The sequence below is a fragment of the Sulfurimonas sp. genome, from assembly GCF_023228785.1.
Lineage (GTDB): Bacteria > Campylobacterota > Campylobacteria > Campylobacterales > Sulfurimonadaceae > Sulfurimonas.
In genome coordinates this window covers 1-26,960 of sequence record NZ_JALOAN010000032.1, presented here as the reverse complement: position 1 = coordinate 26,960, position 26,960 = coordinate 1, and the positions used below count along the sequence as shown (strand labels likewise).

The window sequence follows — 26,960 nt, the reverse complement described above, 5'->3', positions numbered from 1 at the left end:
GCCACCCGGGCATCGGGTGTCTTTCAACAATTTATAATTTAATATGGAGCGGGAAACGAGGTTCGAACTCGCGACCCCAACCTTGGCAAGGTTGTGCTCTACCACTGAGCTATTCCCGCAATTTTTGGTCCACTTATATTTTAAGTGAGCGGAATTATAGCCACTTAATTTTCATTTGTAAAGAGTTTTTTTAAAAAAATCGACAAAAAATGGTATAATCGCAGTTATATTAAAAATAGTATCATAACTACAAGAGCTATTTACGAAGGATTAACATGAGAAGCGACATTATAAAAAAGGGTTTTGATAAAGCACCTCACAGATCTCTACTAAGAGCGACTGGACTTAAAGATGAGGATTTCGATAAGCCATTTATCGGTATTGCAAACAGCTATATCGACATTATCCCGGGACATTTTTTCTTGCATGAGTATGGCGAGATAGTAAAAGCAGCTATTCGTGAGGCTGGCGGAGTACCGTTTGTGTTTAACACCATAGGAGTTGATGATGGCATCGCTATGGGGCATGAGGGGATGCTCTACTCTCTTCCATCTCGTGAGATTATTGCTGACTCAATAGAGACAGTTATGAACGCACATCAGTTAGATGCGATGATCTGTATCCCAAATTGTGACAAAATTGTACCTGGCATGATTATAGGAGCTTTGCGTGTTAATGTTCCTACTATTTTTGTCTCAGGTGGTCCTATGGCTGCTGGGCATAAAAAAGATGGTACGCCGATTGACTTATCTACTGCATTTGAAGCAGTTGGTGAACACGCTGAGGGTAAAATGAGTGATGAAGAACTTTATGAGATAGAGTGCAACGCTTGTCCATCAGGAGGGAGTTGTTCGGGAATGTTTACAGCAAACTCTATGAATACCCTTTGTGAAGCTATGGGTATTGCACTTCCAGGAAATGGAACTGTTTTAGCAATGACCCCAGAGAGAATCGCAATGGTTAAAAAAGCTGCAAAGCGTATAGTTGAGCTAGCTAAGGAAGACAATCCTGCAAAAAACAACTTTCGCAATATCTTAAATGAAAAAGCAGTTCACAACGCTTTTGTTGTAGATATGGCAATGGGTGGAAGCTCAAACACTGTACTTCATATGTTAGCAATTGCAAAAGAAGCGGAGGTTGATTTTCCAATAGAGAAGATCAACGAAATCGCTGACAATGTGGCTCATATTGCTAAGATCTCTCCATCCTTAACAACTGTTCATATGGATGATATTGATAAAGCTGGCGGTGTAAATGCTGTTATGAAAGAGGTAAGCCGAAGAGGTGGACTTCTCTATCTTGACAATCCAACCGTAACTGGTGAAACCATTGGCGAGAGAATCAAAGATGCAAATATTTTAGATGAAAACATCATTCACACAAATGAAAATGCTTACTCTCAAGTGGGTGGATTGTCTATTCTTTTTGGAAACCTTGCACTTGAAGGTGCGGTTGTAAAGACTGCTGGAATAGATCCATCTATGAGACAGTTTAAGGGAACGGCAATCTGTTTTGACTCTCAGCCAAAAGCTATAGCTGGCATAATGAGCCGTAAGGTAAAGCCTGGTGATGTTGTAGTTATCCGCTACGAGGGTCCAAAAGGTGGTCCTGGTATGCAAGAGATGCTAGCTCCGACTGCACTTATCCAAGGGATGGGACTAGGCGAGAGCGTAGCACTTATAACAGATGGTCGTTTTAGTGGTGCAACAAAGGGTGCTTCTATTGGGCATGTCTCTCCTGAAGCTGCTGAGGGCGGTTTGATAGCACTTATTGAAGATGGTGATGAGATAGAGCTTGATACTGACGCACACCTACTTCAACTAAATGTAAGTGAAGAGATTTTACAAAAAAGAAGAGCTGCGTGGAAGCCTCACAAAAATGAAGTCAAATCAAAATGGTTAAAGAGATATCAACTCTTAGTGTCTAACGCTTCAAACGGGGCAGTACTAAAAACGGAACTTTAAGGTTTCGTTTTTAATAGGCTTCTCATTTAAAATTTGGTAATTTTTATCTTAAAACATGGGAGCTGCATCTTGAGGAGCAAACAAGCTTTGAATATTTATAGTAAATAAAAAAACTCCTAAAAGTATAATGAAAATTGCTCCAAACATCTCTAAGAGGTACCCCTTTGTTTTTAAGAAGCTTCCACTTTTTGATGATGCATAACTAGTTAAGATTCCTGCTAGTGAAATAGTAAAGCCCATACCTAAGCTCATCACAATAGCCGACAAAACTCCAAGATATAAATTATCAGTACTAATACAAAACAAGACTATACTCATAACTCCAGGACAAGGGACGATTCCTACAGAAAAGGCCACAGCGTATTGTGATTTTTCATTTGAAAAATCAGTTTGTTCTTTCTCTTTTTTTGCTTTTATCGCTTTTACGAGCAGGTAAATTCCAACTGCCAAAATCATTCCAGCAGATATTATCATAGAAATATTACTAAGTTCTTGAAAAGTTCTAGAGAAAAGTCCTTTTAAAATAAAGTAAATAACAAATGTAATGCTCAAAGCTGATAAAGCATGCACAATGGAGATTAGATAGCCTAATTTTATGGCTTCTTTATAACTACCGCCACGAGATAAAAAATAAAACGAAACCAATGCCTTGCCATGACCTGGACCAGCTGCGTGAACTAAACCATATATAAATGAGATTGCTAGCACTACCATAACAGCACTTAAACCATTTTCATTGACCGAATTTATATATGAAGCAACTGAGTCGTTTAAATGATATTGCCAATTTACAATTTTATGCAAAAATTCACTGTAAAAATTCATATAATATCTTTAATAAGCATTGCGTAGCCGAAGTAAATTTCATTATCAACCCTTCTAATATAAAAATTTATATTTTTATTTAAAGGTTCTAACAATGTTTTTTTTAACATAAAAGAAATATAAGAACCTTTATCGTAAAACATAAGCACACTCTCTTTAATTTCAAAACTACAAATAAGATCAAACGAATATACTAATCTTCCAGCTTCATCTATAGTGGCTACAAAATTATCTAATTTTTCTATCTCTACATTTCTATCACTTTCTCTTATCTTTAAATAATAGTCATGATCTTTAAATAATTTTATTGTATTTCTTTTTATTAAAGCCATCTCATTTTCGCTAAATTTATTATCTTTATTTTTATCGTAATCCATTATAAGCACAGAAGAAGTCATTTGATCGAACTTCCACTCTACACTAAGTGAAGTAGCTTTAGTATCTTGGATATTGATTTTAGGGTAAACATCGATAAATATATGAGGATGTGCATATAAAACAATATTTGCAAGTAAAAAAATTATTATCTTTTTCATATTATTCCTAAATTAGTAGTTTCTTATGAACTCAATTTTAGCTGAAACTTATTAATACTTTTATAAAACCATTGGAGTCACTTAAAGCAGCTTTTATCGACTTTGAAGTGAGTTTAGGCTATTATGGCAAAAATTTTTATATAGGGATAAAATATTTTGAACGCAATTGCAATAAAACATAATAATGAAATTATTGACTTACAGACTGCTAAAGAGAAGGGTTTTGAAGGTGAGCCAATTCTCCTTGATAACTCAAAAGAGTCTCTAGAAGTTCTTCGTCACTCAACTGCACACTTGATGGCTCAAGCCATCAAGTCACTCTATCCTGATGCAAAATTTTATGTAGGACCGACTGTAAAAGAGGGGTTTTATTATGACTTTAAAACCGAGACAGAGATTGGAGAGAGTGATCTTAAAAAGATAGAAAAACAGATGCTCTCATTTGCTAAGAAAAAGTATGAGATCGAGAAGTATGAGATCTCTATGGATGAAGCAAAGGAAAAGTTCAAAGATGATCATTTAAAACTAGCAGTCATGCAGAGAATTACAGATGATAAAGTTAGCATATACAAGCAAGGTGAGTTTGAAGATCTTTGTCGTGGACCACATTTACCAAATATAGGGCTTATTAGATTTTTTAAACTTACTAAGATCTCAGGTGCATATCTAGGAGGTGACTCTAAAAACGAGATGTTAACTCGTATATATGGTATCGCTTTTGCAGACAAAGAGTCACTTAAAGCACATATGGAAATGTTAGCAGAGGCTGAGAAACGAGATCATAGAAAAGTTGGATCTGAGATGAAGCTCTTTACTTTTCGTGAAGAAGTAGGGGCTGGTTTTCCTATTTGGCTTCCAGCTGGTGGAAGACTTCGTGCAAGACTTGAGGGCCTTCTATATAAAGCTCATCGAAAGCGCGGTTATGAACCAGTTCGTGGTCCTGAAATGTTAAGAAGTGATCTTTGGAAAACATCTGGGCACTACCAAAACTATGGTGAAAATATGTATTTCACTAAGATAGATGATGTAGAATTTGGTGTAAAACCAATGAACTGCGTTGGGCATATTAAAGTATATGAAGACGAACTTCACTCTTATCGTGACTTGCCTATAAAGTATTTTGAGTATGGAGTAGTTCATCGCCATGAGTTCACTGGAGCACTTCATGGACTCTTTCGTGTTCGTGAATTTACTCAAGATGATGCACATATCTTCTGTACAAGTGATCAGATAGAAGAACAGATCATTGAAGTTGTTGATTTTGTAGATAAAATCATGTCTACATTTGAGTTTGACTATAAGATGATGGTATCAACAAAACCAGAGAAAGCTGTTGGAAGCGATGAAGTTTGGGATACATCTATCAAAGCTTTAAAGTCAGCTATGGATAAAAATGAACTGCCATATGAGATAGATGAAGGCGGTGGAGCTTTTTATGGTCCTAAGATTGACATTAAGATTACAGATGCCATAGGACGTGAGTGGCAATGTGGAACAATACAGCTAGATTTTAATCTTCCAGAGAGATTTGAGCTCGAATATAATGGCGAAAATAACGATAAAATACAACCAGTTATGATTCATAGAGCAATTTTAGGTTCTTTTGAGCGTTTTATTGGTATATTAACGGAGCATTATGCTGGAGAATTTCCAATGTTTATCGCTCCAACGCAAGTAGCTATCGTGCCAATCGCCGATACGCACAACGCTTATGCTAAAGAATTAGCAGATAAACTAATCGACATAAATGCCGATAGTGAGATATATAATAAAAACGATTCTCTTAACAAAAGAATCAGAACAGCAGAAAAAACAAGAGTTCCAATGCTCGTTATCATTGGAGATGAAGAGGTCGAAGGTAAGACTGTTGCCATCCGTGACAGAAGAACTAGAGAGCAGTACAATTTAAGCGAAGATGAATTTTTGAAGCTTATACAAACTAAAATAAATGAGGTAAATTTTTGAGTAAAAAAACAGACCGCGTCATAATGAATGACGATATCCGTGTAGCAGAATTGAGATGTAATATAGATGGAGGGGAGTCATTAGGGATTATTTCTACTGATGAAGCTATGAGTAAAGCAAATGAGCTAGGTATGGATTTAGTCCTTATCGCTCCAACTGCAAAACCACCAGTTGCTAAAATCATGGATTACGGTAAATACAAATACCAAGAAGAGAAAAAAGTCAAAGAGCAGAGAAAAAATCAGGTAAAAATCGTTGTAAAAGAGATTAAGCTATCTGTTAAAATTGCTGAAAATGATGTTGCTTACAAAGTTAAACATGCAAGAGAGTTTCTAGAAAAAGGTTATCATGTAAAGTTTCGCGTCTTTTTAAGAGGTCGTGAAATGGCTCATCCAGAAGCAGGTCGTGAAGTACTACTTCGTGTTTGGCCGATGATAGAAGATATTGGTGTAATGGAAAAGCCACCAAAATTTGAAGGTCGTTACTTCAATATGTATGTAATACCTCAAAAATAGCGAATAGCGGTTGCGCAGCAAATTTTCTTTCTCAGGCCTTTATATTTTAAAGGTTTGAGTAGTCCATTCCCTCTTCGCAAGTAAAGATAAGAGACTGAACTATCTTATCTTCAGCCGTTTTTCCTTCACCATATTCATCTAAGAAGCCAATCTCAATTTTACGCTCTTTAGGAGTGTTAATATCTTCATAACTTAGTAGATTTTGTATAAATAAGTCATTCATAAGTTATCCTTTGTAAAAAAAATTTACAAGAATAAAATGTGAAAAAAGTGTTATGATCTTAAGAGTGTATTAAGAGAAAGATCTATAAAGAAATCTTAACTCTTAGTGCATCTTCATCTATAGCATCACTAACATACTTAATAACTATTTTACCTTCAGTCTCATTTATGTACCACTCAGCTATATTTTCACTCTCAAGCGCGCTTAGTTTGTTTGTATCTACAAGCTCTTTAGATATAAAAAGATGTGAGTGTTTTGTAGGGTTTTTAAGTCTAATAGTCCATACTAACCAAACAGATGCCAGTACAGCAACTGAGATCCCAATAGTTCCTCTATCGCTAATGTCTAACATTAGTCCAGCTAAAGTTCCACCTACAAAGGTTGCAAAGTAAGCCACAGAGTTACCAATACCAAGTGCTGCTCCTCTTTGATGCACCTTAGCAAATTTGCTAATCATTGACTGAACAAGTGGTTCCATCATGTTAAAAGCTACAAAAAACATAACAACACCAACTACGAAAACTACACTTGATGATGTAAGTCCCATTATTAAAAATGCACCTATGAAAAGTACGATGGATGCTAAAAATATCTCTCGTGGTTTGTTGTATTTTTCTCCAAAAACCGCAGCTGGTCCCATCGCGATGAGTCCAAAAACCATAGCTGGCAAGTAAGCCATGTACAAATCACTCTTCTCCCAAGCAAACGCATCACTTGTTAGGATGATGGGGATAAGCACAAAAGCAACAGTCATAAGACCTTTTTGCATAGCGTTTATGATTATCATATTTAAAAGATTTGGATCTTTTAATATATCAGAAGTCCTTGCACTTTTATGATAGGTGTGCTTGATGCGTGGCGGGGTTGGAACCTTTGTAAAGAGAACAACCATGGCTAAAATAGCTAAGACGGCAGTTATAATAAAAAGAGCATCTACGCCATAAGCAGCGCCAACTACAGGTCCAAGTCCCATAGCTATAGCAAAACTAAGTGCGATAGTTCCTCCCATAATAGCCATCGCTTTTCCACGAACCTCTTCTTCTACAAGATCTGAGATCATGGCAGTAATGACTGAGCCTATAGCTCCAGCACCTTGTAAAAAACGACCTAACATCAGAGTGTAGATATCAGTAGCAAATGCAGCAACAAGTGAGCCGATAAGAAAGATGATAAGACCTACAAGAAGTGTCGGTTTTCTTCCTATCTTATCACTCATCGTCCCAAAAGGCACTTGAAGAAGTGCCTGCGTAAGTGCATAACCACCAACTACTATACCAACAAGAAAAGGAGTAGAACCCTCTAATCCTAAAGCATAAACAGAGATAACAGGTAAAACTAAAAAGAGACCTAAAAATCTAAGAGATAAAATTGCGGAGAGGGGGAAAACTTTTTTAAACATGAAGTGCCTTGTATTTTAGTATAATTTCTCAATTATATAGAAAAGATTATTACATAGAGTATAAGGGAAGAAATTTGAAATTAGTTTTAGCTACATCTAATAAAGGTAAAGTAAGAGAGATAAAAGCACTCTGTGAGGAATATGATGTTATGGCATATAGTGAGCTTATAGAAGAGTTTGAGATAATAGAGAATGGGGATAGTTTTAAAGAAAATGCACTTATAAAAGCTAGAGCAGTTTATAAAGCTCTAGGAGATGAAAAGGCAGTAGTAATAGCTGATGATAGTGGTATTAGTATAGATCTGCTTGATGGTAAACCTGGGATCTATAGTGCAAGACACGCTGGAGTTGGTGCAGATGATAAAGAGAACCTTTATAAACTTATAGAAGATCTAAAAGTTAAAGGAATAAAATCTTCGCCCGCTCACTACACAGCGGCAATTGCCATTGTTACAAAAAAAGGTGAGTATAGTGTTCATGGTTGGATGTATGGAGATGCTATAGCTGAAGCTAGAGGAGATGGCGGTTTTGGTTATGATCCTATGTTTATTCCATTAGGGTATGACAAAACTTTGGGTGAGCTAGATGATGAACTTAAAAAGAGACTCTCACATCGTTCAAAAGCCTTAAGTCTTGCAAAAAGGATCCTAAAGAGTTTATAAATCCATCCTTGGATATTAAAGTTCTAAATAGATACTACATCCATGGTATCTTTTTAACTAAAGAACTGCACTAGTGTTATAAAAACCTTTGACTTAGTTTATAAAAAGATCTCTCTAGTCTCTCTACAAAACTATGTAAACGATTGTTATATTCGTTTATAGCTTGCATAATAACCTCCTATAGTGTCAATAGCGACAAAGCAAGTACTATTCCTCTTTTTTATATTGAAGAGTAGGAGAGAGATTTAAAGTAAGATTAAGAGTAAAACGCCAAAGATTATTCTATATATACCAAAAGAGACAAAGGTAAACTTCTCTAAAAAGACTAAAAAAAGCTTTATTGTAAGGTATGCCACAACAAAAGAAACCACAAAACCAACCGCTAAAATAGTGAGATTTTCATTAGTAAATTCATGATAATGTTTTACCAGATCATAAGCAGTTACAGCGCACATAACAGGAAATGCAAGTAAAAAGCTAAACTCTGCACTAGCTTTTCTACTAAGTCCAACAACTAAAGCTCCAATGATAGTAGCTCCAGCCCTACTTGTGCCAGGGATCAAAGCAAAGATCTGAGCAAAACCTATAAACATAGATTGCTTTAGAGTGACTTCTTCTACATCATCTATAAGCATTTTTTCTTTTGGTATAAAAAACTTCTCAACTACTAAAAAAATAACACCGCCAACTATAAACATAACAGCAACCACTTCAACACTAAAGAGAGCTTTGATCTCTGATGAGAAGATAAAACCAACAGTGCCAATAGGGAGAAAAGCTAAAATAATCTTTGTCCATAAGTCGATCTTTTCAAGAGTAAACTTCTCTTTGTAGTTAAATACTACTGCTAAAATTGCAGCAAATTGAATAATAACTTGATAGGCTTTGGTAGCTTCACTTTGATCTATGCCTAAAAACTGACTTGCAACTATGAGATGTCCAGTAGAAGAGATGGGCAAAAACTCTGTAAATCCTTCTATTATTCCTAAAATTATCGAATCAAAAATCGTCACTACAACTGCCTTTAATGTGAAAAATCATCATATTTTAATATCGCAATAGTAGCATATTAAAACTATAAAAAACTTAGATATTAGGAACTTTTAAAAGCTCAAATAATCAAAAATTTAGCTTATTTGGATATAATACGAGGTTTTAAAATCAAACTAATCTTGTAGGACTTTTTAAATGTTACTTTTTACTCCTGGACCAACTCCAGTTCCTCAAAATGTTCGTAATGCCATGAGCGATGAGACTATGCATCACCGCACACCAGAATTTGAAGCTATCTTTGAGACAACACGCAAACATCTTTTTGAGCTTTTTAAGAGTGATGAAGTTGTTATGCTCTCATCTAGTGGAACTGGTGCTATGGAAGCGGCAGTTATAAATCTTTGTCACTCTAAACTTTTGAGTGTAAACTCTGGAAAGTTTGGAGAGAGATTTGGGAAAATCGCAAAGGCTCATGGATTAAAAAACATTGAGATAAAAAATGAGTGGGATACACCCGTTAGTGCCCAAGATGTAGTCCAAGCATTAAAAGCAAACCCAGAGATAGATGCAATAGCAGTTCAGATAAGTGAATCAGCAGGTGGACTTCGTCATCCTGTAGAGGAGCTAGCAAAGGCGGCTAAAGAGATAAATCCAAACATTATGATAATAGCTGATGGTATCACGGCTGTTGGTGTTGAAGCTATAGATGTTACTAATATTGATTGTCTAATTGCAGGAAGCCAAAAAGCTTTGATGTTACCACCAGGGTTAGCAATACTTGGACTAAGTAATGGGGCAATTGAGAAAATTGGAGAGGGCAAAGGTTACTATTTTAATCTTGCTACTGAGATAAAAAACCAAAGAAAAAACACTACAGCGTGGACAGCGGCAACAACTCTAACTATAGGGCTTTTAGAAGTTTTAGAAACGATAAAGAGAGATGGCGGAATAGAAAAACTATATAGTGATACAAAGCTTAGATCCATTGCAGTTACAAATGCTCTAAAAGCTATCGGTCTTCATATCTATCCAAAAAAACCAGCAATCTCTATGACAACTATAGATGACGCAGATGCATCAGAGATTAGAAAGATACTTAAAAATGAGTTTTTAGTAAATGTAGCAGGTGGGCAAGACCACCTAAATGGAAAGATCTTTCGTATAAATCAGATGGGGTTAATCCCCGACTATGAAATGGCTTGGGTTGTAAATGCAGTAGAGCTTACACTCGCAAAACTAGGACGAAGAGTCTACGATGGATCTGCAAACAGAGTCTTTAATGAGACAATGTTTGTCACTAAAGCTTAATCATGATACTTGAACATGAGATCCCAAACGGATCAAAACTCTACTTTGGCAAGGGTGCTAGAGTAAAGCGTGAGATTGAGAATGTTGCTAGTACTATCTTAGATGCAAATGGATTTGAGGAGATTGTAACGCCAGTTTTCTCTTACCATCAGCATCTAAGCATCGCAGATGAGAAGAGACTCATTAAAGCAAATGATGAAAAAAACAATCCAATATCTCTAAGAGCGGACTCTACTATAGATGTGATTCGCATCATCGAGAAAAGACTTGGTAGAAATACTCAGCATAGAAAATGGTTCTATATCCAGCCTATTTTTACTTATCCAACTACTGAACAAAACCAGATAGGTGCTGAGTTTATGGGAGAGAAAAAACTCTCATCTGTTATGAAAATAGCGACTGAAATTTTACATAAACTTGAAGTTAAGCCTCTGATTCAGATATCAAATATCAGAATTCCAAAACTCTTAGTAGAGATGTTTGACGAGTTAAGTTTGGATGATTTTAGACATACAAATATAGATAAATTTTTAAATCTTGATATCGAGTGGCTAAAAAAACTTGTATATCTTCAGCATACTCATCAGTTAGATGAGCTTTTAATGGTTGTGCCAAAGTCTATAAAGATAGAGTTAGAAAAGATGCAGGATTTAGCTCAAGAGGCATCATCGAAAAATATAGTTTTAGCGCCAATGTATTATGCACAGATGCTCTACTATGATGAAGTTTTTTTTAGAATGATAGATAAAAATGAAGTCTATGCAAGAGGCGGAAGATATACAAGTTCAGAGATCAACTCTGTTGGATTTGCAATATATACAGATGCACTTTGCGAAAAAATAGTTTTAAACGATAGCAATAACAAAAGAGGGAATTTTAATGAAAGCTGATTTGATAGTAGGTATCCAATGGGGAGACGAAGGAAAAGGTAAGATAGTAGATAGACTTGCATCTAGTTATGATATGGTTTGTAGAAGTCAAGGCGGTCATAATGCTGGACATACTATCTGGGTTGAGGGCGTAAAATACGCACTTCATCTTATCCCATCTGGCGTACTAAATCCTAAAGCTATAAATGTTGTAGGAAATGGTGTAGTGCTCTCTCCTGAGTCTATTATAAAAGAGATGGAGCAATTTGAAGGCTTAGAAGGTCGTCTTTTTATCTCAGATAAAGCGCATTTAAATCTTCCTTATCACGCACTAATAGATCAAGCAAAAGAGAGACTAAAAGGCGATAAAGCTATTGGAACAACTGGAAAGGGTATCGGACCAGCCTATTCTGATAAAATAAATAGAAATGGTTTTCGAGTAGCTGAGTTACTAGATCCTAAAAAGCTTTGTGCATCTATACTAGATTATTTTGAGCAAGATAGAGCTATTTTTGATGTTTTAGAAATTCCTACACCAAAAGAGAGCGAACTCTTAGCAGAACTAGAGGGCTATAAAGCAAAACTAGCACCATATATTACTGATACTACGCATATGGTTTGGAAGGCTCTTGATGAGAAGAAAAAGATCCTACTTGAGGGTGCTCAAGGAACTATGCTTGACATTGACCATGGAACATATCCATATGTAACTTCATCAGCAACTGTAAGTGCAGGAGCTTGTACAGGTCTTGGGATCAGTCCTAAAGATATTGGTAAAGTTATAGGTATAGTAAAAGCTTATTGTACTCGCGTGGGTAATGGTCCTTTTCCTAGTGAAGATCTAGGTAAAGAGGGTAAACTCTTAGGCGAGAGAGGTCATGAGTTTGGAACTACAACTGGGCGAGCAAGAAGATGTGGTTGGTTTGATGCAGTTGCAACTAGATATGCAAGTCGTTTAAATGGTTGTGATGAGTTAGCACTTATGAAGCTTGATGTTCTTGATGGTTTTGATGAGGTAAAAGTTTGTGTAGCTTATGAGCTTGTTGGTGTAGAGATAGACTATCTTCCATCGAATTTAGAAGATGTGACACCGATCTATAAGACTTTTAAGGGTTGGGATAACTCAGTAGGAGTTAGAAAATTTGAAGATCTACCAGCTTCAGCTCAAGAGTATGTTAAAATCATCGAAGAGATCTCAAAAACAAAAGTAGGCATTATCTCAACTTCTCCTCATAGAGAGGATACGATAATACTCTAAGCCTAACCACCCTTGTCACACCTCTCCTGAGGTGTGACATATATCTTAATTAGGTGTATATGCATTCCACCTCAGGAGAGGATGGAACGAGATAAGGAATGTTGTATGAAAACCCGCTTTACCCCCTTAGTCAAGTTAAAAAAAACTGCTATGGATAAAAGCGAGGGTATTTTACAAAAGGCAAATGCTGACTTAAACTCAGCAAAAGTTGCACTAGAGAAATCCTACGAAACACTAGATGAGATCACAAGTCCACAGCATGGAAACATGAGAGAGTTTCTTACCTCTCGTGAGCTCTTAAATTCCGCAAGAGGCTTTGTCAAACACAATCAAGAGTGGATCGTTTATGCACAAGATCAAGTAAATCAAGCAAAAGAAAAACTAAAACTAGATACTATTGAGCATGAAAAATTTAAATACTTAGAACTTCAAGAGGCAAATAAAGAGCTAAAGAGACTCAAAATTCAAGAGATGAAAGATCTCGATGAAGTAGCACTTATGACTCACAACAAAAAGGAAAGAAATTGAAAATATTTATACTCCTACATCTCCTTTTAGCATCACTTCTATCATTAGAGACAAGCGATAAACTCTTTGAATGTACTGAGATCTTCAAAGAGAGAAAGAGTGAGCTCTTAGTTGAACTTGAGCGCATAGATGAACAAAAACAAGCACTTAGTGCCTTGCAAATCGCGACAGAAGAACTACTCAAAAAAAAAGAAACAAGACTCAATGAAAAAGAAGAAGTAGTAGATAAAAAACTCTTAGAAATAAAAGAAAAAGAAGACTCCATCAAACAAATGCTTACAAAAAATGAAGGGATCTTAGAAGAATTAAAAAATATAAAGATGGATAAAATAGGTCAAACATTTGCAAAGATGAAAGAAGCTTCAGCTGCTGCGATACTCTCAGATATGGAAAATGAAGAAGCAGCATCTATTCTTAGCTCGTTAAAACCAAAAACTGTAGGAAAAATTTTATCTAAGATGGAACCTAAAAAAGCGTCTGATTTAACACTTCTATTAGTTAAGTAATTAACTCTTACAAAATAATTTTTAAAGCTCTAGAGCGTAAGATTAGTAAATAATCAAACTCTAATCATTTTTATTGTAAAATTCACAAATTAATTTAACAAGTAGGGTCACGCGATGAAAATATCACTAAAAACTATACCTCACATATCTAGCAGGGTTGCAATTGACTTAAATAAAAGTGGTGTTGTCACGATGACAAAAGGGCTTGAGATAGTAGCAAAAGAGGCTGAGAAGGTACTTGCTCATAGCGTAAAGCAAGAGATGGCACTAGAAGAAAAAGCTGGAGAGATCTGTGATGAAAATGAAGAAGAGATTGAGTTCATGCTTGCAGATGAGAGACAGCTATTTTTTATGATAAAGAAAAAATTAGCACCAGAATTTGGTGTTATACTAAACTACGAAGAGAGATACTCAGATATCTCTCATAAGATTTTAGATGAGCTTTATGAAGAGGATTTGATCCACTTTGATGTTACAGAAAACCGTATAAAAAATATTATCTATAATGCTATAACATCATTTATAGCAGATGCTTCACAGATAGAAGATGCAGTAATGGATAGGATTAGATCTTATAAGAAAAGATATATCCCAGGAACAGATGAGTTTGATATTCTTTATGAAAAAATTTATAGAGAAGAGCTTATGAAAAGAGGCATGGAATAATGAGAGTAAATTTTCTTTTTAAGCAAAGGAGAGCTAAGTGAAAGCGTATATATATCTTGAAAATGGAACTTTTTTAGAAGCAAATAGTTTTGGTGCAGAAGGTACTGTAGTTGGTGAAATAGTTTTTAATACATCTATGACAGGCTATCAAGAGATTATGTCTGATCCATCATATGCAGGACAGTTTGTTACATTTACTATGCCCGAGATTGGGAATGTTGGTGCAAATGAGCAAGACATGCAAAGCTCAAAAGCACATGCGAAAGGTGTACTGGTTAGAAAATATCAAAACAGATATTCGAACTTTAGAGCTGAGGGACCATTAGATGAGTTTTTGATAAAGCATAACGTAATGGGAATTTGCGATATTGATACAAGATATCTAACTAAGATGATAAGAAAAGAGGGTGCTATGATGATGATAGCATCTACTTCTATTGGTGATAAAGCAGAGCTAAAAAAGATTTTAGAGAGTTCTCCTCGCATTGAAGATATAAACTATATAGAAGAAGTTAGTACAAAAAAAGCTTATATTCATGAAAGTTCTACTTACTCAGATCGAGAATTTAAGTATGATGCTCCTCCGACTCCTCAGGCAAATATTGCAGTAATTGATTTTGGTGTAAAAAGAAATATTTTAAATGGGCTGGTGGGTGCAGGGATGAGTGTTGAAGTTCTTCCAAATAACTTTAGTGCGGATGACTTGATAGAGAAATACACTTCAAAATCTATAGATGGAGTATTTCTGTCAAATGGACCTGGTGATCCACTTGTATTAAAAAAAGAACAAGAGCAGATAAAAAAACTCATAGATGCAAAGGTACCAATGTTTGGAATCTGCCTAGGGCATCAACTACTCTCTATCTCTCATGGCTATGAGACATATAAATTAAAATTTGGACACCACGGTGGAAACCATCCTGTTAAGAATATTAAAAATGGATTTGTAGAGATTACAGCTCAAAACCATAACTACAATGTTCCTGATAATATAGTAGAGATTGCAGAAGTAACTCACATTAATCTTTTTGACAATACAATAGAAGGGTTAAGGTATAATGACTCTCCAATTTTTTCAGTTCAGCATCATCCAGAGGCAAATCCTGGACCAAAAGAGAGTAATTATGTATTTAACGAATTTCTTTCACTTATAAAAAGATAAAACTAAGATGCACTTAGCATCTTAGTCTCCTCATAAGCCAACCAAAAAATAAACCTCACTTTCTTAAACAAATATAAATTTACAAAAGTAAACAAAAAACTTATATTTTTCAAATTTGTCATAAAATAGTCATTTTTTAAGATACTTTAAACATTTCTATGGTTATAGTAATGCTGTTAATTGGTCTAATTATATGGTCATATATCTAATTAGGCATAATTGCTTTGAATCTTTAAGGAGGCTATATATGGAGAATCGTCCATTAGAGTACGACTATACGGTTACGAAGATGTTTATGTTCACAACAATTGCTCTAGGAATTGTTGGCATGCTCATCGGTGTAATTTTAGCATTTCAACTTGCTTATCCAGGGTTAAACCTGATGTTAGGTGAAGGTCTTGCTGAATATACAAACTTTAGTCGTCTTCGTCCACTGCATACTGATGCAGTTATTTTCGGGTTTACACTTAGTGGTATTTTTGCTACTTGGTATTATGTTGGTCAGCGTGTATTAAAAGTATCAATGGCAGAGTCAAAACTGCTGATGTTTTTAGGCAAGTTGCACTTTTGGTTGTACATAATAACTGTTGTAGCAGTTGTTATATCACTTTTTGCAGGTGTTACTACTTCAAAAGAGTATGCTGAATTTGAGTGGCCTATCGATATCGCAATCGTTGTCGTGTGGGTTCTTTTTGGTATGAGTATATTTGGACTTATCGGTATTCGCCGTGAAAAATCACTATATATCTCTGTTTGGTACTATATAGCTACATTCCTTGGAATAGCTATGCTTTATCTATTTAACAATATGGAAATCCCGACTATAATGGCATCTGCGCCTGATGGGAGTCATGTAGGCGGAAACTGGTGGCACTCTATCTCTATGTACGCAGGTACAAATGATGCACTAGTTCAATGGTGGTATGGTCACAATGCTGTTGCATTTGGTTTTACTGTTCCTATAGTTGCGATGATCTACTACTTTTTACCAAAAGAGTCTGGTCAAGCTATCTACTCATATAAGTTATCATTACTATCTTTTTGGGGATTGATGTTTCTTTATCTATGGGCTGGTGGTCACCACTTATTATACTCAACTGTTCCTGACTGGATGCAGACAATGGGTTCAATTTTCTCTGTTATCCTGATCTTACCATCATGGGGTTCAGCGATAAATATGCTTCTTACAATGAAGGGCGAATGGCAACAAGTTGCAGCATCTCCACTTATTAAGTTTATGATTCTAGCTTCAACATTCTATATGTTCTCTACATTAGAAGGTCCTATTCAGGCCATCAAATCAGTAAATGCAATAGCGCACTTTACAGACTGGATTGTTGGGCATGTTCATGACGGTGTTCTTGGATGGGTTGGCTTTATGATTATGGCTGCACTATTTCACATGGCTCCTCGTGTATTTAAGAGAGAGATCTACTCAAAAAGCCTTATGACTTCACAGTTTTGGATTCAAACGCTAGGTGTTGTTTTATACTTCACTTCTATGTGGATTGCTGGTATTACTCAAGGTATGATGTGGCGTGCTCACGATGAATTTGGTAACTTAGCTTACTCGTTTATCGATACTGTTACTGTATTACATCCTTATTACACTATTCGTGGTGTTGGTGGATTGTTATACTTAGTTGGTTTCTTTATGTTTGCTTATAACATATACAAAACTATGTCTGCTCGTCCTGTTGAAGAATCTGAGCTACAATCTGCATCGCCTATGGGCGCATAGAAAGGGAGGATTATATTATGTTTCATTGGTTAGAAAAGCATCCGTTCTTTTTCTCGGTAGGTGTGTTCTTAGTAATTGCTTTTGCAGGATTGGTAGAGATTCTTCCAAGTTTTGCTCAAGCTTCTCGTCCTGTGATAGGAACTAAGCCATATTCAATTTTGGAGACTACTGGTCGCCAAATCTATATAAAAAATAGTTGTAATGCTTGTCACTCACAGCTTATCCGTCCATTTAAATCAGAGACTGACCGTTATGGTCACTACTCATTAAGTGGTGAGTATGCATATGATAGACCATTTCTTTGGGGTTCTAAAAGAACTGGACCAGACTTAATGCGTGTGGGTAACTATCGTACTACAGACTGGCATGAAAGTCATATGAAAGATCCATCTGGTGTTGTTCCAGGATCTGTTATGCCTGCTTATCGTTGGATGTATAGCAATATAGCTGATATCCCAACAGCATATGCAGAACAATTAACAAATGCACAGTTCTTCTCGGTTCCTTATAATGAGCCAATTCCTATGAAAGATGGAACTACAGAAGTGGTTAAGATGGCCAACAATGTAACTGATGCACATGCCATGGCTTTAGCTGAAGCTAAAGAGATTGCAGTTGATATGAAAGATCAAAATGTTAAAGATGCAGTTGCTCGTGGTGAGATTCCTGAGATAGTAGCTCTAATTGCATATCTTAATAGTCTTAAGTAAAAAGGGTTTATAGTGGATATTGCACAATTACAAGCTTATGGTTACTTCGCACTAACTGTGTTTTTAGTTATTGGACTCTATGGATATATATATCATTTATATTCAAAGAGAAAAAACTCTGATGGAGTTGACTATGAAGAGTATAGCAATATGGCACTACATGACGATATAGATGATACTCCTGTAGCATCTATATCAGACGATAAAAAGAAATAGGAGAGAGATATATGAATAAGCTTTATCTTTGGGGAATTATCATTACTGCAATTATGTTAGGGGCTACGTATTACACGATATTCTTAACTAAAGGTGGTTTAAATGGTGATATCGTAAATATGCTTGCTATTGCAGGTGCTATATCACTTGTAATAATTACAGTTTTTGTTGTGATTAAGTATGTTCGTCAAATGCAATCCGATACTGCACAGGGTCAGTTAGCTGATGAGCAGTGGGATGGAATTGGCGAATATTTAAATGACTTACCGATGGGTTGGGCAATCGCATTTTTGCTTACAATGATTTGGGGTATGTGGTATTTTACAATAGGTTATCCTGTAAACGCATATTCACAAATTGGTGAGTATAATGAAGATTCAGCAGCACACAATGCAAAGTTTGAGTCTAAATATGCTGATATTACTGGCGATAGACTAATCGATATGGGTAAGTCAGTTTTCTTAGCAGAGTGTAAAGTGTGCCACGGTTTAAATGCTGATGGTATAGATGGCAAAGCAGCAGATCTAAATGTAAGAATGGAAGCAAATGTTGTAAAATTTGCTATCGAGAATGGTTCAAACAACCACTTACTAGGATCAGAGATGCCAATGCCAGATCGTAATGGTCTATTTAACTCTAATACAGGTGCCCTTATTACAGATGCAGAAATAGATGTTGTTTCTAAGTATGTAGCTAATGGTATGAGCGGAGCTGGTGCTGATGTGTTTGTTGGTACTTGTGCAGCTTGTCATGGTGAAGATGGTAAAGGTATGGAATATGTAGCTCCAAGTGTTGCAACATTTAGTCCAGAACTTGTTACTAACATCTTAAACCATGGTAAAAAAGGTAGCATAGGTCAAATGCCGGCATTTGATAGACTTAATGCTAAGCAAAAAGAAGCTGTTGGCGCTTATGTCACAGATTTAAGCAAATAAGGAGTCAGGTATGAATGAAAATAGAAGCGTATTTGCTCTTGATGGTATTACTGGCATGTTAATAGCTACTGTTTTACTACTAAGCATCCTTGCTGTTCTAACAGTGTGGGGTCTTAGTGTACAAAATGCTAACATGTCTAATTTTTACGAAATCAAAGATGAAAAATCAATCAAAATGTTTAGCACAGAAAATGCTAAGCATGTTGTTGATGTGAAGTAAAGGAGTAAATAATGGATAAAATAATTTCATGGGGCCTTGTTATCATGGCAATTTACACAATTTACGCGGTGGTAACACCAAATCATCTTTTTGTTGGTTAGGGATTTTCTTGAAATTTCTTAACAGAGGGCTCCTAGCCCTCACCCTCATTTTTTTTACAAGCCTACTGCAATCTAAAGAGTATTTATATAAAGATGAAGTTATCTTCAACCCAGCATTTAATCAAGAGATTAACAAGCTAGGTAGCGAACTATATGAAAAAACTGGAATATCTCTAAAGCTAGTAATGCTAAGAGAGTTGCCAAATGGTAAAAATATAGTTGAATATGAAAAAGAGCTAATGCAAAATTTTAATGAGCCTACTATACTTCTGACTTTTTCAGAGTTAGATATGAGAGTAGACATTTTAGCAAATCCTGCATCTTTATATGAATATTTTGATAAAAAACAAGTCCTTAGCCCCATCTCATCTAGGGCTCAGGCTTTTGTTATAGCACTTATAAATATGGACTTTAGTGATATGAGTAGCGGAGGCACGATTCTCCCACTTCTAGCACAAAAAGCCAAAGATGGTGAACAAAAAGGAAAATATTCAGGATCCATGTTTAACGGTTACGCGGATATTGCTGAGCAAGTTGCAAAGAGTAAAAATGTGGTTTTAGAAAATGCAGTAGGCAGTGCAAATCAAACTAGTATTTTAGTTGTCAAAGTGTTGTTTTATGGTGTGATACTATACGCATTGTTGATCTATATAAAGAGAAAAATATATCCAAAGAGGCAAAGAGATGAAAAAAAGTAGCGGAATTATATGGCCATATGCTGTTAGCATAGCTATAATTTTAGTTTTTGGTGCTTGTGTTGCAACTGTCGTGATCACAAATACACTCCCAGTTGAGGATAGCGATACTTATATGAGAGGTTATCATGAGGCTGATGCTGCAGCAAACGAGATCATAGAAGCTCGCATTGCTTTTGACAAAGAGTACACGGTTGACTATATAAATGAAGGTTTAAATCTTGATAATAGTACTATAAAGTATAAAGTAACTGATAAGCAAAATAATCCTATAAACGATGCAAAAGTAAAGATCGTAATTACAAGACCAAACAACCATAAGCATGACCAGATATTAGAGTCATTTGAAGTGAGTGATGGCATCTATAGTTTTGAGTCTATAAAGATACCAATAGAAGGTAGATGGGATATTATGGCTAAGGTAAATGTTGGTAAACTTGAGAGATACTTAAATATAAAAGCAGATACAAGAAAAGATGAAATAGTAGAATATTAGACTATAATATCTACCATGCAAAATAAAACAATTATTCTTCCAACAGCTCGGGCTATACGCCACGAGCTTCTCCAAATAGAAAATCAAACACTTTTTTTACCAAACTACATAAGTATGAGTGAGTTTCTCTCAAAACTTTGCATCGTAAAAGATATGAAGATGGTAGATGAAGATAGCAGAGTTTTGCTTCTTCTAGAAGCTTCGGACTTTAGCTCATTCTCAGCTCTTCGCATCGAGCGAAACTTCTTTACATTTACTAAAAATTCCTCATATATTTTCAAATTTTTCCAAGAGTTAAGCGCTGAGATCTATGACATAGAAGATCTAGACACCTCAGATATCTACGCAGAGTATGAAGAGCATATAAGCATACTTCAAGAGCTGTATAGACGTTATGAAAAGCTCTGCCAAAAACGTGGCATATTAGATAGAGTTTTTTTACCAAAACTTTATGAGTTTAACAGCTCTTATGCATCTTCACACAAAGAGATAGAGCTAAGAGCAGTAGGTCATATTACAAACTTTGAGTTTGAGCTACTAGCAAAGTGTTGTGAGTATTCAAACATCACTATTATCTTTGATGCAACGAAGTTTAACTCTAAGATGCAAGAGAGGCTAGCACTTATAACAGAGATAGAATTTGAGATAGGACAGAGATACAAGATCTCGCTAAATACAAAACAGATACTACAACAAGATCCAATAACACAAAACAAAAATGTAAACTGTGAATCTTTTACTCAGCGTTTGTTGCAAGTTGCATTTGTAAAGAAAAAACTATATGAATTCATAAAAAAAGGTTACAAGGCAAAAAACATCGCAATCGTTTTACCAGATGAGAGTATGGCAAAGCACCTAAGAGAGTTTGATAAAGTAGGCAATTTTAACTTTGCTATGGGAGAGCCATTTAGTTCATCACTGATACACCAAAAGATAAGTGCTTCTTGTGTGGCGATAGAAAACAGATCTCAGGAAAACTTTGCAAGACTGCAAAGAGTTGGAGACGAGATATACAAAGCACTTTTTAGTATTTACTATAAAAAAACTCAAGAACTAGATTGTATGGAACTTCTAAACTCTTTTTTAGAGTTATGTGAAGTGACGAAAGAAGAAAAAAAGATATATAGTGAACAAGTGTATCTACTAAAAAATATACTACCAAGCATGAAAGGTATGAGTGTCAAATCTTTGATGTCTATATTTTTGCAAAGACTAAGCTCCACTGCTCTTGATGATGTAAGAGGTGGAGAGATTACAGTTATGGGACTACTAGAGACTAGAGCTATAAACTTTGATGCGGTTATCATCCTTGACTTTAGCGACGCAAATGTTCCAAAGAGAAGTGACAAAGATATGTTTTTAAACACAAATATTAGAGAGATGGCAGGCTTACCAACAATGAATGATAGAGAGAACCTGCAAAAATACTACTACGAGATGCTAATAAACTCAGCAAAAGAGGTAGCCATCTCTTATGTAAATTCACAAGAGAGTTCGCCTTCAAGATTTTTAAAGCATCTTGGCATTAGAGAGCAAAGCAATTTCGCAGAACAAGACTATGCAAAGATACTTTTTGAAGATATAGAAGAAGAGGCAGATCTACAAGATGGAGAGATAAAACTCGCTTACTGCTTTAAAGATGTAACACTCTCAGCCACAAAACTAAAAGCATTTTTAATCTGCAAAAGAAGATACTATTACAAATATATAAAAGCCATAAAAAACCATGAGATCCCAAAAGATATGCCAGCTGAACATGAGATAGGAACAGCCGTTCATGAAGCTTTGAAAAATCTATATACAAAAAAAACTTCTTATACGAACCTTGAAGAGTTAAAAAAAGATCTTCGTAGTGAGTTGGATGCAGTCCGTGGGAAAAGTGAATTAGATAAGTATCTCATCGAGCTACAAAAGAGAAGACTTGATGAGTTTTGTCTCCTAGATCTTGAGAGATTCTCTCAAGGTTATAGAGTCTTTGCTTGTGAGAGAGAGCTAAAGACTTCATATGCAGGAATGAAGCTTATGGGAACTATAGATAGGATAGATATCAAAGATAAAACTCTTGAGGTGCTTGACTATAAAACAGGATCTTATCCAATATTTAACGCAAAAAACTTTAGCGAAGCGACAGATTTTCAGCTAGAGTTTTACTATCTTTTAGCCTCAGGTCTAGGAGAAGTCAGTTCATGCGGATATTACGACTTAAAAAACACAAAGATTGCAAATGAGAGTTTTTTACAAGAGAAACTAGAAGTTTTAGGCTCACATATAAAAGATCTTTTGATGATAGAAGATGTGAACTTTGAGCTATGCGAAGATACAAAGCATTGCCAATATTGCGAATATAAAATTATGTGTGGTAGAGAGTGATGTTTAAGCAAAACCTTCTTTCTAGTTCCAATGCTCTGCGTTGGAACTCATATATGCCTGAGTTGCAGTATATATAGACTCCCACGCGGAGCATGGGAGCCAGATAAAGAGATGTGTGGTTTGAAACTTTGGTACGGCTTTTGGAAGCGAGGTTTCAACCTCGCCCTGAGTGATAAAAAAACAAAAAAAGGCAGTAAATATGCTTAAACAAAACCTAGCCTATGAGGCGAGTGCTGGAAGTGGTAAGACTTTTATGCTTGTTGTTCGCTACCTTTCACTACTTTTTTTAGGAGCAACTCCATCAAAGATCCTAGCTCTTACTTTTACAAACAAAGCAGCTTATGAGATGCAAGAGAGAATAGTTGAAACCTTAGAAGAGTTAGAAAATAGGGGCGAGTTAGATGAGATCGTAAAAGTGACAGGCTTGCAAAAAGCAGAATTACTAAAAAATAGAGATGAGATTTTAGAGAAGTTTTTAAACTCAAACTCCAAGATCATGACTATAGACAAGTTTTTCTCTCACATCTTACGTAAGTTTTCGCTCTACGCTTCGCTTATGCCAGACTTTACGACAATGGGCTCTCAGCACGAGTTAAAACTTCTTTCACGCTTTTTAAAAGAGGTAAGAAATGCAAGAAAACTAGAGACACTAATAACGCTCTCTCTACAATCAAACAAGAGACTTACAGATATTTTTTCACTTTTAGATGAGTTTTATATTAAGCAACAAGAGATCTCACATTTGGAGTTTAGAAAACAAGAATTTTCTCACTTTGAAGATGTCGCAATGAAGAACTTAGAGAGTCTAAGAGAAATAGTGAGTAGATGCAAAAGTGCTTCGCAAACTGTTATAAATGCTGTAGATGCTGCAACTTACGAGGAGCTTCTAGCTAAGAGTTGGCTAGGTCGTGAGAGCTTGGACTATAGAACATTTTCAAAGTGTTTTACTCCAGAGATGGATCTACATTTAGTAGAGATCCAAGCTTCCATAAAAGCACATACTATTGCAAAAGAGCAGAACTTTTTTTATGCACTAAACGAACTTAGTGGGATCTATGAAAAGTCTAAAAAAGCACTCTATATAGAAGATAGTGAGCTTAGTTTTAACGATGTTACACTCTTAGTTTATAAGATCTTAAGAGAGCAGATTGATAGTGAGTTTTTGTACTTTAGACTTGACGCAAATATAGAGCATATTTTACTAGATGAGTTTCAAGATACTAGCATTTTGCAGTATGAGATACTTAAACCACTTATAAACGAGATAGTCTCAGGTAGCGGAGTAAAAGAAGATGCAAGCTTCTTTTTTGTGGGAGATGTAAAGCAGTCTATTTATAGGTTTCGCGGTGGTGTGAGTGCATTGTTTGGTGAGGTTGTAAAAGAGTGTCATACAGAAGTTGAAGCACTTCTTACAAACTACAGATCTCAAGAAAACATTATAGAGTTTGTAAATGAGACATTTAAAGATAAGATCAAAAACTACGCCCCGCAAAAAACAAGAGAAGATGCAAAAGGTGGCTATGTTGAAGTAAAAGTAGCTGAGGATATTTTAGAAGCTACACTTACTAAGACAAAAGAGTTAATAGACCTAAAAACAGACATAAATGAAATTGCCATACTTTGTGCTACAAATGGCGATGGCGAGATCATAAAGCAGCTCTTAGAAGATCAAAATATAGAAGTAGTTACTGAGACAACAACAAAGTTAATTAACCAAAGATCTGTAAAAGCGGTTTTAGAATACTTAAAATATCTCTATTTCCAAGAAGAGATCTACAAATACAACTTTTTTGCACTTATTCAAAGAGATCTAGAAAATATTGCAATGCCAGATCTTAAAAAAACAAAACTCTCACAACTTGTAAAAAATGCCATAGATAAGTACAAACTATTTAGTGACGACTTTCATCTTATCCGCTTTATGGCTGCCATAAGTGCTTACGATGACATAGAAGCTTTACTTTTTGAGTATGAGAGACTCGATATTAGTGCTGCGGCTTCTGACATAAGTGGGGTAAGAGTTCTGACCATTCACAAGTCAAAAGGCTTAGAGTACGAACATGTAATTGTGATGGATAGACTCAAAAAAGCACCACCAGCAAGAGATGCAATAGTCTATGAATATGATGGGATCAAACTAAGAGATCTCTACCTAAGAGTTAAAGGTCGAGATGAGCTAGATCTACAATATGCCGAGGCGTTAGCAAAAGAGAAGATCTTAGCAAAAGAAGATACACTAAATGCTCTTTATGTAGCTTTTACAAGGGCAAAAGAGAGTTTGTGCATTATAGCAAAATTAAAAGATTCTAGCTTTGAGATCTTAGATTTAAAAGCCCAGACTCTAGGAGAAAAACCAAGTGTAAAAGAGCTCGATAGAAGAAGTGAAAAAACAAATAAGATAACTAACGAGTTTAACTTCGAAGAGTTATATTATGGAACTCAAAGTGATATTTTAAAACTAGAAGAGGATGATGAAGATGACCTAAAAGCCATAAACTTTGGTTTAGCACTTCACTATATGCTTGAGATGATGGCAGATTTTAAACTCTCTAGTATAGAAAATGCAAAGCACATGATGTTAAACAAATATGGTTACACATTAGAAGATATAGAGATCCAAGAGATAGAAAACAGAGTAGTTAAACTACTTCAAAATGAGAAATTCACTTCACTTGTGAGTGATGAGATCTACAAAGAACAAGCCATCCGTTATAACAATAATCTTCGCTATATAGATCTACTAATAAAACAAAAAGATGGAAGTTTTACTGTTATGGATTATAAAACTGGATATAGTGACGTAGAGGCGCATAAAACACAAATAAAGTACTATATAGAGGCAATAAAAGAGATTACAAAACAAAAGGTAAATGGATATATAGTTTATTTACAAGATTCAAGCTTAGAGACAAGGCTTGTTGAGGTTCATTAGTTATTGCATATTTATAGCAAATGCTATATAATCTAAAAAAAACATAAGGAAGAGATGATGAAAAAATATATTTGTGATGTCTGTGGATGGATCTATGATCCAGAGATTGGAGATCCAGATGGTGATATAGCACCGGGGACTAAGTTTGAAGATATTCCTGATGATTGGGTTTGTCCTGAGTGTGGAGTTAGCAAAGAGGATTTTTCTGAGTACGATGGAGATTAATTGATCCTCTCCTTTTTTGAAGGATTTTTACTCGGACTTGGTGCGGCAGTTCCACTGGGTCCGATCAATATTCTTATAATGAATGAAGCTATAAAAGAGTACAAAAGTGCTGTAACAATAGGTCTTGGAGCAATGAGCTCTGATATTATCTACTTGTTTTTGATCATGCTTGGACTTGTAACTTTTTTTAAACAACCCTACATTTTAAACTCTTTATCTTTTTTTGGAGCTATATTTCTTATTTATTTAGCTTATTCTATTTTTAAAAGTAGAAGTAGTAAACAAAAAGTGAGTAAAGCCTCTAAGAAAAGCAATTATCCAAAGCTCTATATAAAAGGTTTAACATTAACTTTTGTTAATCCATACACTATTGGTTTTTGGTTAAGTGTTTCAGGTTTTGTAGCATCAAAAGAGCTAGAGATGTTTATTACTCTCTTTGGAATGCTTAGTGCCATAGCACTTTGGATAACCATCATGCCATATCTAGTACATAAGTCTAAACATAGGATCTCGCCTAGAGTTTCATACTCGATTAACATCGTTTCAGCTGTGATTTTGCTAGGTTTTGGACTGGTAATGTTTCTTAATCTCTTCTCGCAAATGCAGTTTTAACCTTTCTCTGGCTTCTCTGGCTCCCACGCTCTGCGTGGGAGCCTATATATACATTTAGCTCAGAGATATATGAGTTCCTACGCAGAGCGTGGGAACTAGGCAAAATAATACTATTGAAAACACATCAAACATAAGCTTAAAATAACCATAAATAAAGCTATATTTAAGCTTATATGGTTATACTTCCGCAATAAAATAAAACGAAAGGTTCTAAGGTCATGAAATTTACAAAAATTGCAACTTCTGAACAAATCGATCAAAAATGGGTTTTGATTGATGCAGAGGGTAAAACTTTCGGTCGTATGATTACAGAAGTAGCTACTATACT

27 protein-coding genes, 1 tRNA gene and 1 pseudogene are annotated in these 26,960 nt (G+C 35.5%); 23 read left to right on the top strand and 6 right to left on the bottom strand.

Features of this window, described 5'->3' with window-relative positions; genetic code table 11:
• Positions 1-44 precede the first annotated feature (44 nt).
• Positions 45-119, bottom strand: a tRNA-Gly gene (locus tag M0Q24_RS08775).
• A 156-nt stretch (positions 120-275) separates the two neighbouring features.
• Between M0Q24_RS08775 and ilvD the strand changes: the two genes are divergently transcribed.
• Positions 276-1,964, top strand: coding sequence for a dihydroxy-acid dehydratase (gene ilvD / locus M0Q24_RS08770; protein WP_295049763.1), 1,689 nt, complete (start codon positions 276-278; stop codon positions 1,962-1,964).
• Between the two features lie 48 nt (positions 1,965-2,012).
• On the opposite strand, the gene M0Q24_RS08765 is transcribed toward ilvD, so the two are convergent.
• Together M0Q24_RS08765 and M0Q24_RS08760 are read right to left on the bottom strand one after the other, a co-directional pair.
• Entirely contained in the window at positions 2,013-2,789 is a 777-nt protein-coding gene (locus M0Q24_RS08765) for a sulfite exporter TauE/SafE family protein (RefSeq protein WP_295049760.1), read from the bottom strand.
• Positions 2,786-3,325 (bottom strand): DUF1007 family protein, encoded by a 540-nt coding sequence (locus M0Q24_RS08760; RefSeq protein WP_295049757.1) that lies wholly within the window; start codon positions 3,323-3,325, stop codon positions 2,786-2,788. Before M0Q24_RS08760 ends, M0Q24_RS08765 begins: the two co-directional genes overlap by 4 nt.
• A 156-nt stretch (positions 3,326-3,481) precedes the next feature.
• Here M0Q24_RS08760 and thrS point away from each other — a divergent pair, with 156 nt between their 5' ends.
• The gene (thrS, locus tag M0Q24_RS08755; RefSeq protein ID WP_295049755.1) at positions 3,482-5,290 is read left to right on the top strand and encodes a threonine--tRNA ligase; all 1,809 of its coding nucleotides are present in this window, start codon (positions 3,482-3,484) and stop codon (positions 5,288-5,290) included.
• A gap of 23 nt (positions 5,291-5,313) precedes the next feature.
• Positions 5,314-5,805 carry a translation initiation factor IF-3 gene (gene infC / locus M0Q24_RS08750; protein ID WP_295049768.1) on the top strand — a complete coding sequence of 164 codons (492 nt, stop codon included), beginning with the start codon at positions 5,314-5,316 and terminating at the stop codon, positions 5,803-5,805.
• Between the two features lie 46 nt (positions 5,806-5,851).
• Here infC and M0Q24_RS08745 read toward each other — a convergent pair whose 3' ends face one another.
• Positions 5,852-6,028, bottom strand: a complete 177-nt coding sequence (locus tag M0Q24_RS08745; protein ID WP_295049752.1) for a hypothetical protein — start codon at positions 6,026-6,028, stop codon at positions 5,852-5,854.
• Between the two features lie 82 nt (positions 6,029-6,110).
• Positions 6,111-7,427: an MFS transporter gene (locus M0Q24_RS08740; RefSeq protein ID WP_295049750.1), complete on the bottom strand. Its 1,317-nt coding sequence runs from the start codon at positions 7,425-7,427 to the stop codon at positions 6,111-6,113.
• Positions 7,428-7,501: 74 nt separating this feature from the next.
• Here M0Q24_RS08740 and rdgB point away from each other — a divergent pair, with 74 nt between their 5' ends.
• Positions 7,502-8,089: an RdgB/HAM1 family non-canonical purine NTP pyrophosphatase gene (gene rdgB / locus M0Q24_RS08735; RefSeq protein WP_295049747.1), complete on the top strand. Its 588-nt coding sequence runs from the start codon at positions 7,502-7,504 to the stop codon at positions 8,087-8,089.
• A 245-nt stretch (positions 8,090-8,334) separates the two neighbouring features.
• Here rdgB and M0Q24_RS08730 read toward each other — a convergent pair whose 3' ends face one another.
• Positions 8,335-9,102: an undecaprenyl-diphosphate phosphatase gene (locus M0Q24_RS08730; RefSeq protein ID WP_295049745.1), complete on the bottom strand. Its 768-nt coding sequence runs from the start codon at positions 9,100-9,102 to the stop codon at positions 8,335-8,337.
• A 175-nt stretch (positions 9,103-9,277) separates the two neighbouring features.
• On the opposite strand from M0Q24_RS08730, the gene M0Q24_RS08725 reads away from it, so the two are divergent.
• The 19 genes and pseudogenes from M0Q24_RS08725 to M0Q24_RS08635 all read left to right on the top strand — a co-directional run.
• Positions 9,278-10,390: an alanine--glyoxylate aminotransferase family protein gene (locus M0Q24_RS08725; protein WP_295049743.1), complete on the top strand. Its 1,113-nt coding sequence runs from the start codon at positions 9,278-9,280 to the stop codon at positions 10,388-10,390.
• A 2-nt stretch (positions 10,391-10,392) separates the two neighbouring features.
• Positions 10,393-11,280, top strand: a complete 888-nt coding sequence (locus tag M0Q24_RS08720) for an ATP phosphoribosyltransferase regulatory subunit (RefSeq protein ID WP_295049740.1) — start codon at positions 10,393-10,395, stop codon at positions 11,278-11,280.
• Positions 11,270-12,517, top strand: coding sequence for an adenylosuccinate synthase (locus M0Q24_RS08715; protein WP_295049737.1), 1,248 nt, complete (start codon positions 11,270-11,272; stop codon positions 12,515-12,517). Before M0Q24_RS08720 ends, M0Q24_RS08715 begins: the two co-directional genes overlap by 11 nt.
• A gap of 105 nt (positions 12,518-12,622) precedes the next feature.
• Positions 12,623-13,045, top strand: a complete 423-nt coding sequence (locus M0Q24_RS08710; protein ID WP_295049734.1) for a flagellar export protein FliJ — start codon at positions 12,623-12,625, stop codon at positions 13,043-13,045.
• On the top strand, positions 13,042-13,551 hold the full coding sequence (locus tag M0Q24_RS08705; protein ID WP_295049731.1) for a PDP protein: 510 nt from the start codon (positions 13,042-13,044) through the stop codon (positions 13,549-13,551). The genes M0Q24_RS08710 and M0Q24_RS08705 overlap by 4 nt, the downstream gene beginning before the upstream one ends.
• Before the next feature lie 114 nt (positions 13,552-13,665).
• Positions 13,666-14,217 carry a DUF507 family protein gene (locus tag M0Q24_RS08700; protein ID WP_295049729.1) on the top strand — a complete coding sequence of 184 codons (552 nt, stop codon included), beginning with the start codon at positions 13,666-13,668 and terminating at the stop codon, positions 14,215-14,217.
• A gap of 37 nt (positions 14,218-14,254) precedes the next feature.
• On the top strand, positions 14,255-15,379 hold the full coding sequence (carA, locus tag M0Q24_RS08695) for a glutamine-hydrolyzing carbamoyl-phosphate synthase small subunit (RefSeq protein WP_295049726.1): 1,125 nt from the start codon (positions 14,255-14,257) through the stop codon (positions 15,377-15,379).
• A 247-nt stretch (positions 15,380-15,626) separates the two neighbouring features.
• Complete coding sequence (ccoN, locus tag M0Q24_RS08690; RefSeq protein ID WP_295049723.1) at positions 15,627-17,120, top strand: cytochrome-c oxidase, cbb3-type subunit I; 1,494 nt, start codon at positions 15,627-15,629, stop codon at positions 17,118-17,120.
• A 17-nt stretch (positions 17,121-17,137) separates the two neighbouring features.
• Complete coding sequence (gene ccoO / locus M0Q24_RS08685; protein ID WP_295049719.1) at positions 17,138-17,830, top strand: cytochrome-c oxidase, cbb3-type subunit II; 693 nt, start codon at positions 17,138-17,140, stop codon at positions 17,828-17,830.
• Positions 17,831-17,842: 12 nt separating this feature from the next.
• Complete coding sequence (locus M0Q24_RS08680) at positions 17,843-18,046, top strand: cytochrome c oxidase, cbb3-type, CcoQ subunit (protein ID WP_295049716.1); 204 nt, start codon at positions 17,843-17,845, stop codon at positions 18,044-18,046.
• Positions 18,047-18,057: 11 nt separating this feature from the next.
• On the top strand, positions 18,058-18,981 hold the full coding sequence (locus tag M0Q24_RS08675; protein WP_295049713.1) for a c-type cytochrome: 924 nt from the start codon (positions 18,058-18,060) through the stop codon (positions 18,979-18,981).
• Between the two features lie 10 nt (positions 18,982-18,991).
• A complete protein-coding gene (locus M0Q24_RS08670; RefSeq protein WP_295049710.1) occupies positions 18,992-19,201 on the top strand; it encodes a DUF4006 family protein in 210 nt (69 codons plus the stop codon).
• A 109-nt stretch (positions 19,202-19,310) separates the two neighbouring features.
• Positions 19,311-20,000, top strand: a complete 690-nt coding sequence (locus M0Q24_RS08665) for a 3-dehydroquinate dehydratase (protein WP_295049709.1) — start codon at positions 19,311-19,313, stop codon at positions 19,998-20,000.
• Positions 19,987-20,493, top strand: a complete 507-nt coding sequence (locus M0Q24_RS08660) for a FixH family protein (RefSeq protein ID WP_295049706.1) — start codon at positions 19,987-19,989, stop codon at positions 20,491-20,493. The genes M0Q24_RS08665 and M0Q24_RS08660 overlap by 14 nt, the downstream gene beginning before the upstream one ends.
• A 15-nt stretch (positions 20,494-20,508) precedes the next feature.
• Entirely contained in the window at positions 20,509-22,863 is a 2,355-nt protein-coding gene (locus tag M0Q24_RS08655) for a PD-(D/E)XK nuclease family protein (protein WP_295049703.1), read from the top strand.
• 169 nt (positions 22,864-23,032) lie between these two features.
• Positions 23,033-25,795, top strand: coding sequence for a RecB-like helicase (locus tag M0Q24_RS08650; protein WP_295049701.1), 2,763 nt, complete (start codon positions 23,033-23,035; stop codon positions 25,793-25,795).
• 57 nt (positions 25,796-25,852) lie between these two features.
• Positions 25,853-26,020, top strand: coding sequence for a rubredoxin (gene rd / locus M0Q24_RS08645; protein WP_295049698.1), 168 nt, complete (start codon positions 25,853-25,855; stop codon positions 26,018-26,020).
• Positions 26,021-26,632 (top strand): LysE family transporter, encoded by a 612-nt coding sequence (locus tag M0Q24_RS08640; protein WP_295049695.1) that lies wholly within the window; start codon positions 26,021-26,023, stop codon positions 26,630-26,632.
• A 218-nt stretch (positions 26,633-26,850) separates the two neighbouring features.
• Positions 26,851-26,960 (top strand): annotated as a pseudogene (locus tag M0Q24_RS08635) (50S ribosomal protein L13); the annotation flags it as partial.

Bases quoted from the DNA above. Each gene is read 5' to 3' on its own strand.
- ilvD (WP_295049763.1), top strand. From the start codon at position 276: ATGAGAAGCGACATTATAAAAAAGGGTTTTGATAAAGCACCTCACAGA.
- M0Q24_RS08765 (WP_295049760.1), bottom strand. From the start codon at position 2,789: ATGAATTTTTACAGTGAATTTTTGCATAAAATTGTAAATTGGCAATAT.
- M0Q24_RS08760 (WP_295049757.1), bottom strand. From the start codon at position 3,325: ATGAAAAAGATAATAATTTTTTTACTTGCAAATATTGTTTTATATGCA.
- infC (WP_295049768.1), top strand. From the start codon at position 5,314: ATGAATGACGATATCCGTGTAGCAGAATTGAGATGTAATATAGATGGA.
- M0Q24_RS08745 (WP_295049752.1), bottom strand. From the start codon at position 6,028: ATGAATGACTTATTTATACAAAATCTACTAAGTTATGAAGATATTAAC.
- M0Q24_RS08740 (WP_295049750.1), bottom strand. From the start codon at position 7,427: ATGTTTAAAAAAGTTTTCCCCCTCTCCGCAATTTTATCTCTTAGATTT.
- M0Q24_RS08725 (WP_295049743.1), top strand. From the start codon at position 9,278: ATGTTACTTTTTACTCCTGGACCAACTCCAGTTCCTCAAAATGTTCGT.
- M0Q24_RS08720 (WP_295049740.1), top strand. From the start codon at position 10,393: ATGATACTTGAACATGAGATCCCAAACGGATCAAAACTCTACTTTGGC.
- M0Q24_RS08715 (WP_295049737.1), top strand. From the start codon at position 11,270: ATGAAAGCTGATTTGATAGTAGGTATCCAATGGGGAGACGAAGGAAAA.
- M0Q24_RS08710 (WP_295049734.1), top strand. From the start codon at position 12,623: ATGAAAACCCGCTTTACCCCCTTAGTCAAGTTAAAAAAAACTGCTATG.
- M0Q24_RS08700 (WP_295049729.1), top strand. From the start codon at position 13,666: ATGAAAATATCACTAAAAACTATACCTCACATATCTAGCAGGGTTGCA.
- ccoN (WP_295049723.1), top strand. From the start codon at position 15,627: ATGGAGAATCGTCCATTAGAGTACGACTATACGGTTACGAAGATGTTT.
- ccoO (WP_295049719.1), top strand. From the start codon at position 17,138: ATGTTTCATTGGTTAGAAAAGCATCCGTTCTTTTTCTCGGTAGGTGTG.
- M0Q24_RS08675 (WP_295049713.1), top strand. From the start codon at position 18,058: ATGAATAAGCTTTATCTTTGGGGAATTATCATTACTGCAATTATGTTA.
- M0Q24_RS08670 (WP_295049710.1), top strand. From the start codon at position 18,992: ATGAATGAAAATAGAAGCGTATTTGCTCTTGATGGTATTACTGGCATG.
- M0Q24_RS08660 (WP_295049706.1), top strand. From the start codon at position 19,987: ATGAAAAAAAGTAGCGGAATTATATGGCCATATGCTGTTAGCATAGCT.
- M0Q24_RS08655 (WP_295049703.1), top strand. From the start codon at position 20,509: ATGCAAAATAAAACAATTATTCTTCCAACAGCTCGGGCTATACGCCAC.
- rd (WP_295049698.1), top strand. From the start codon at position 25,853: ATGAAAAAATATATTTGTGATGTCTGTGGATGGATCTATGATCCAGAG.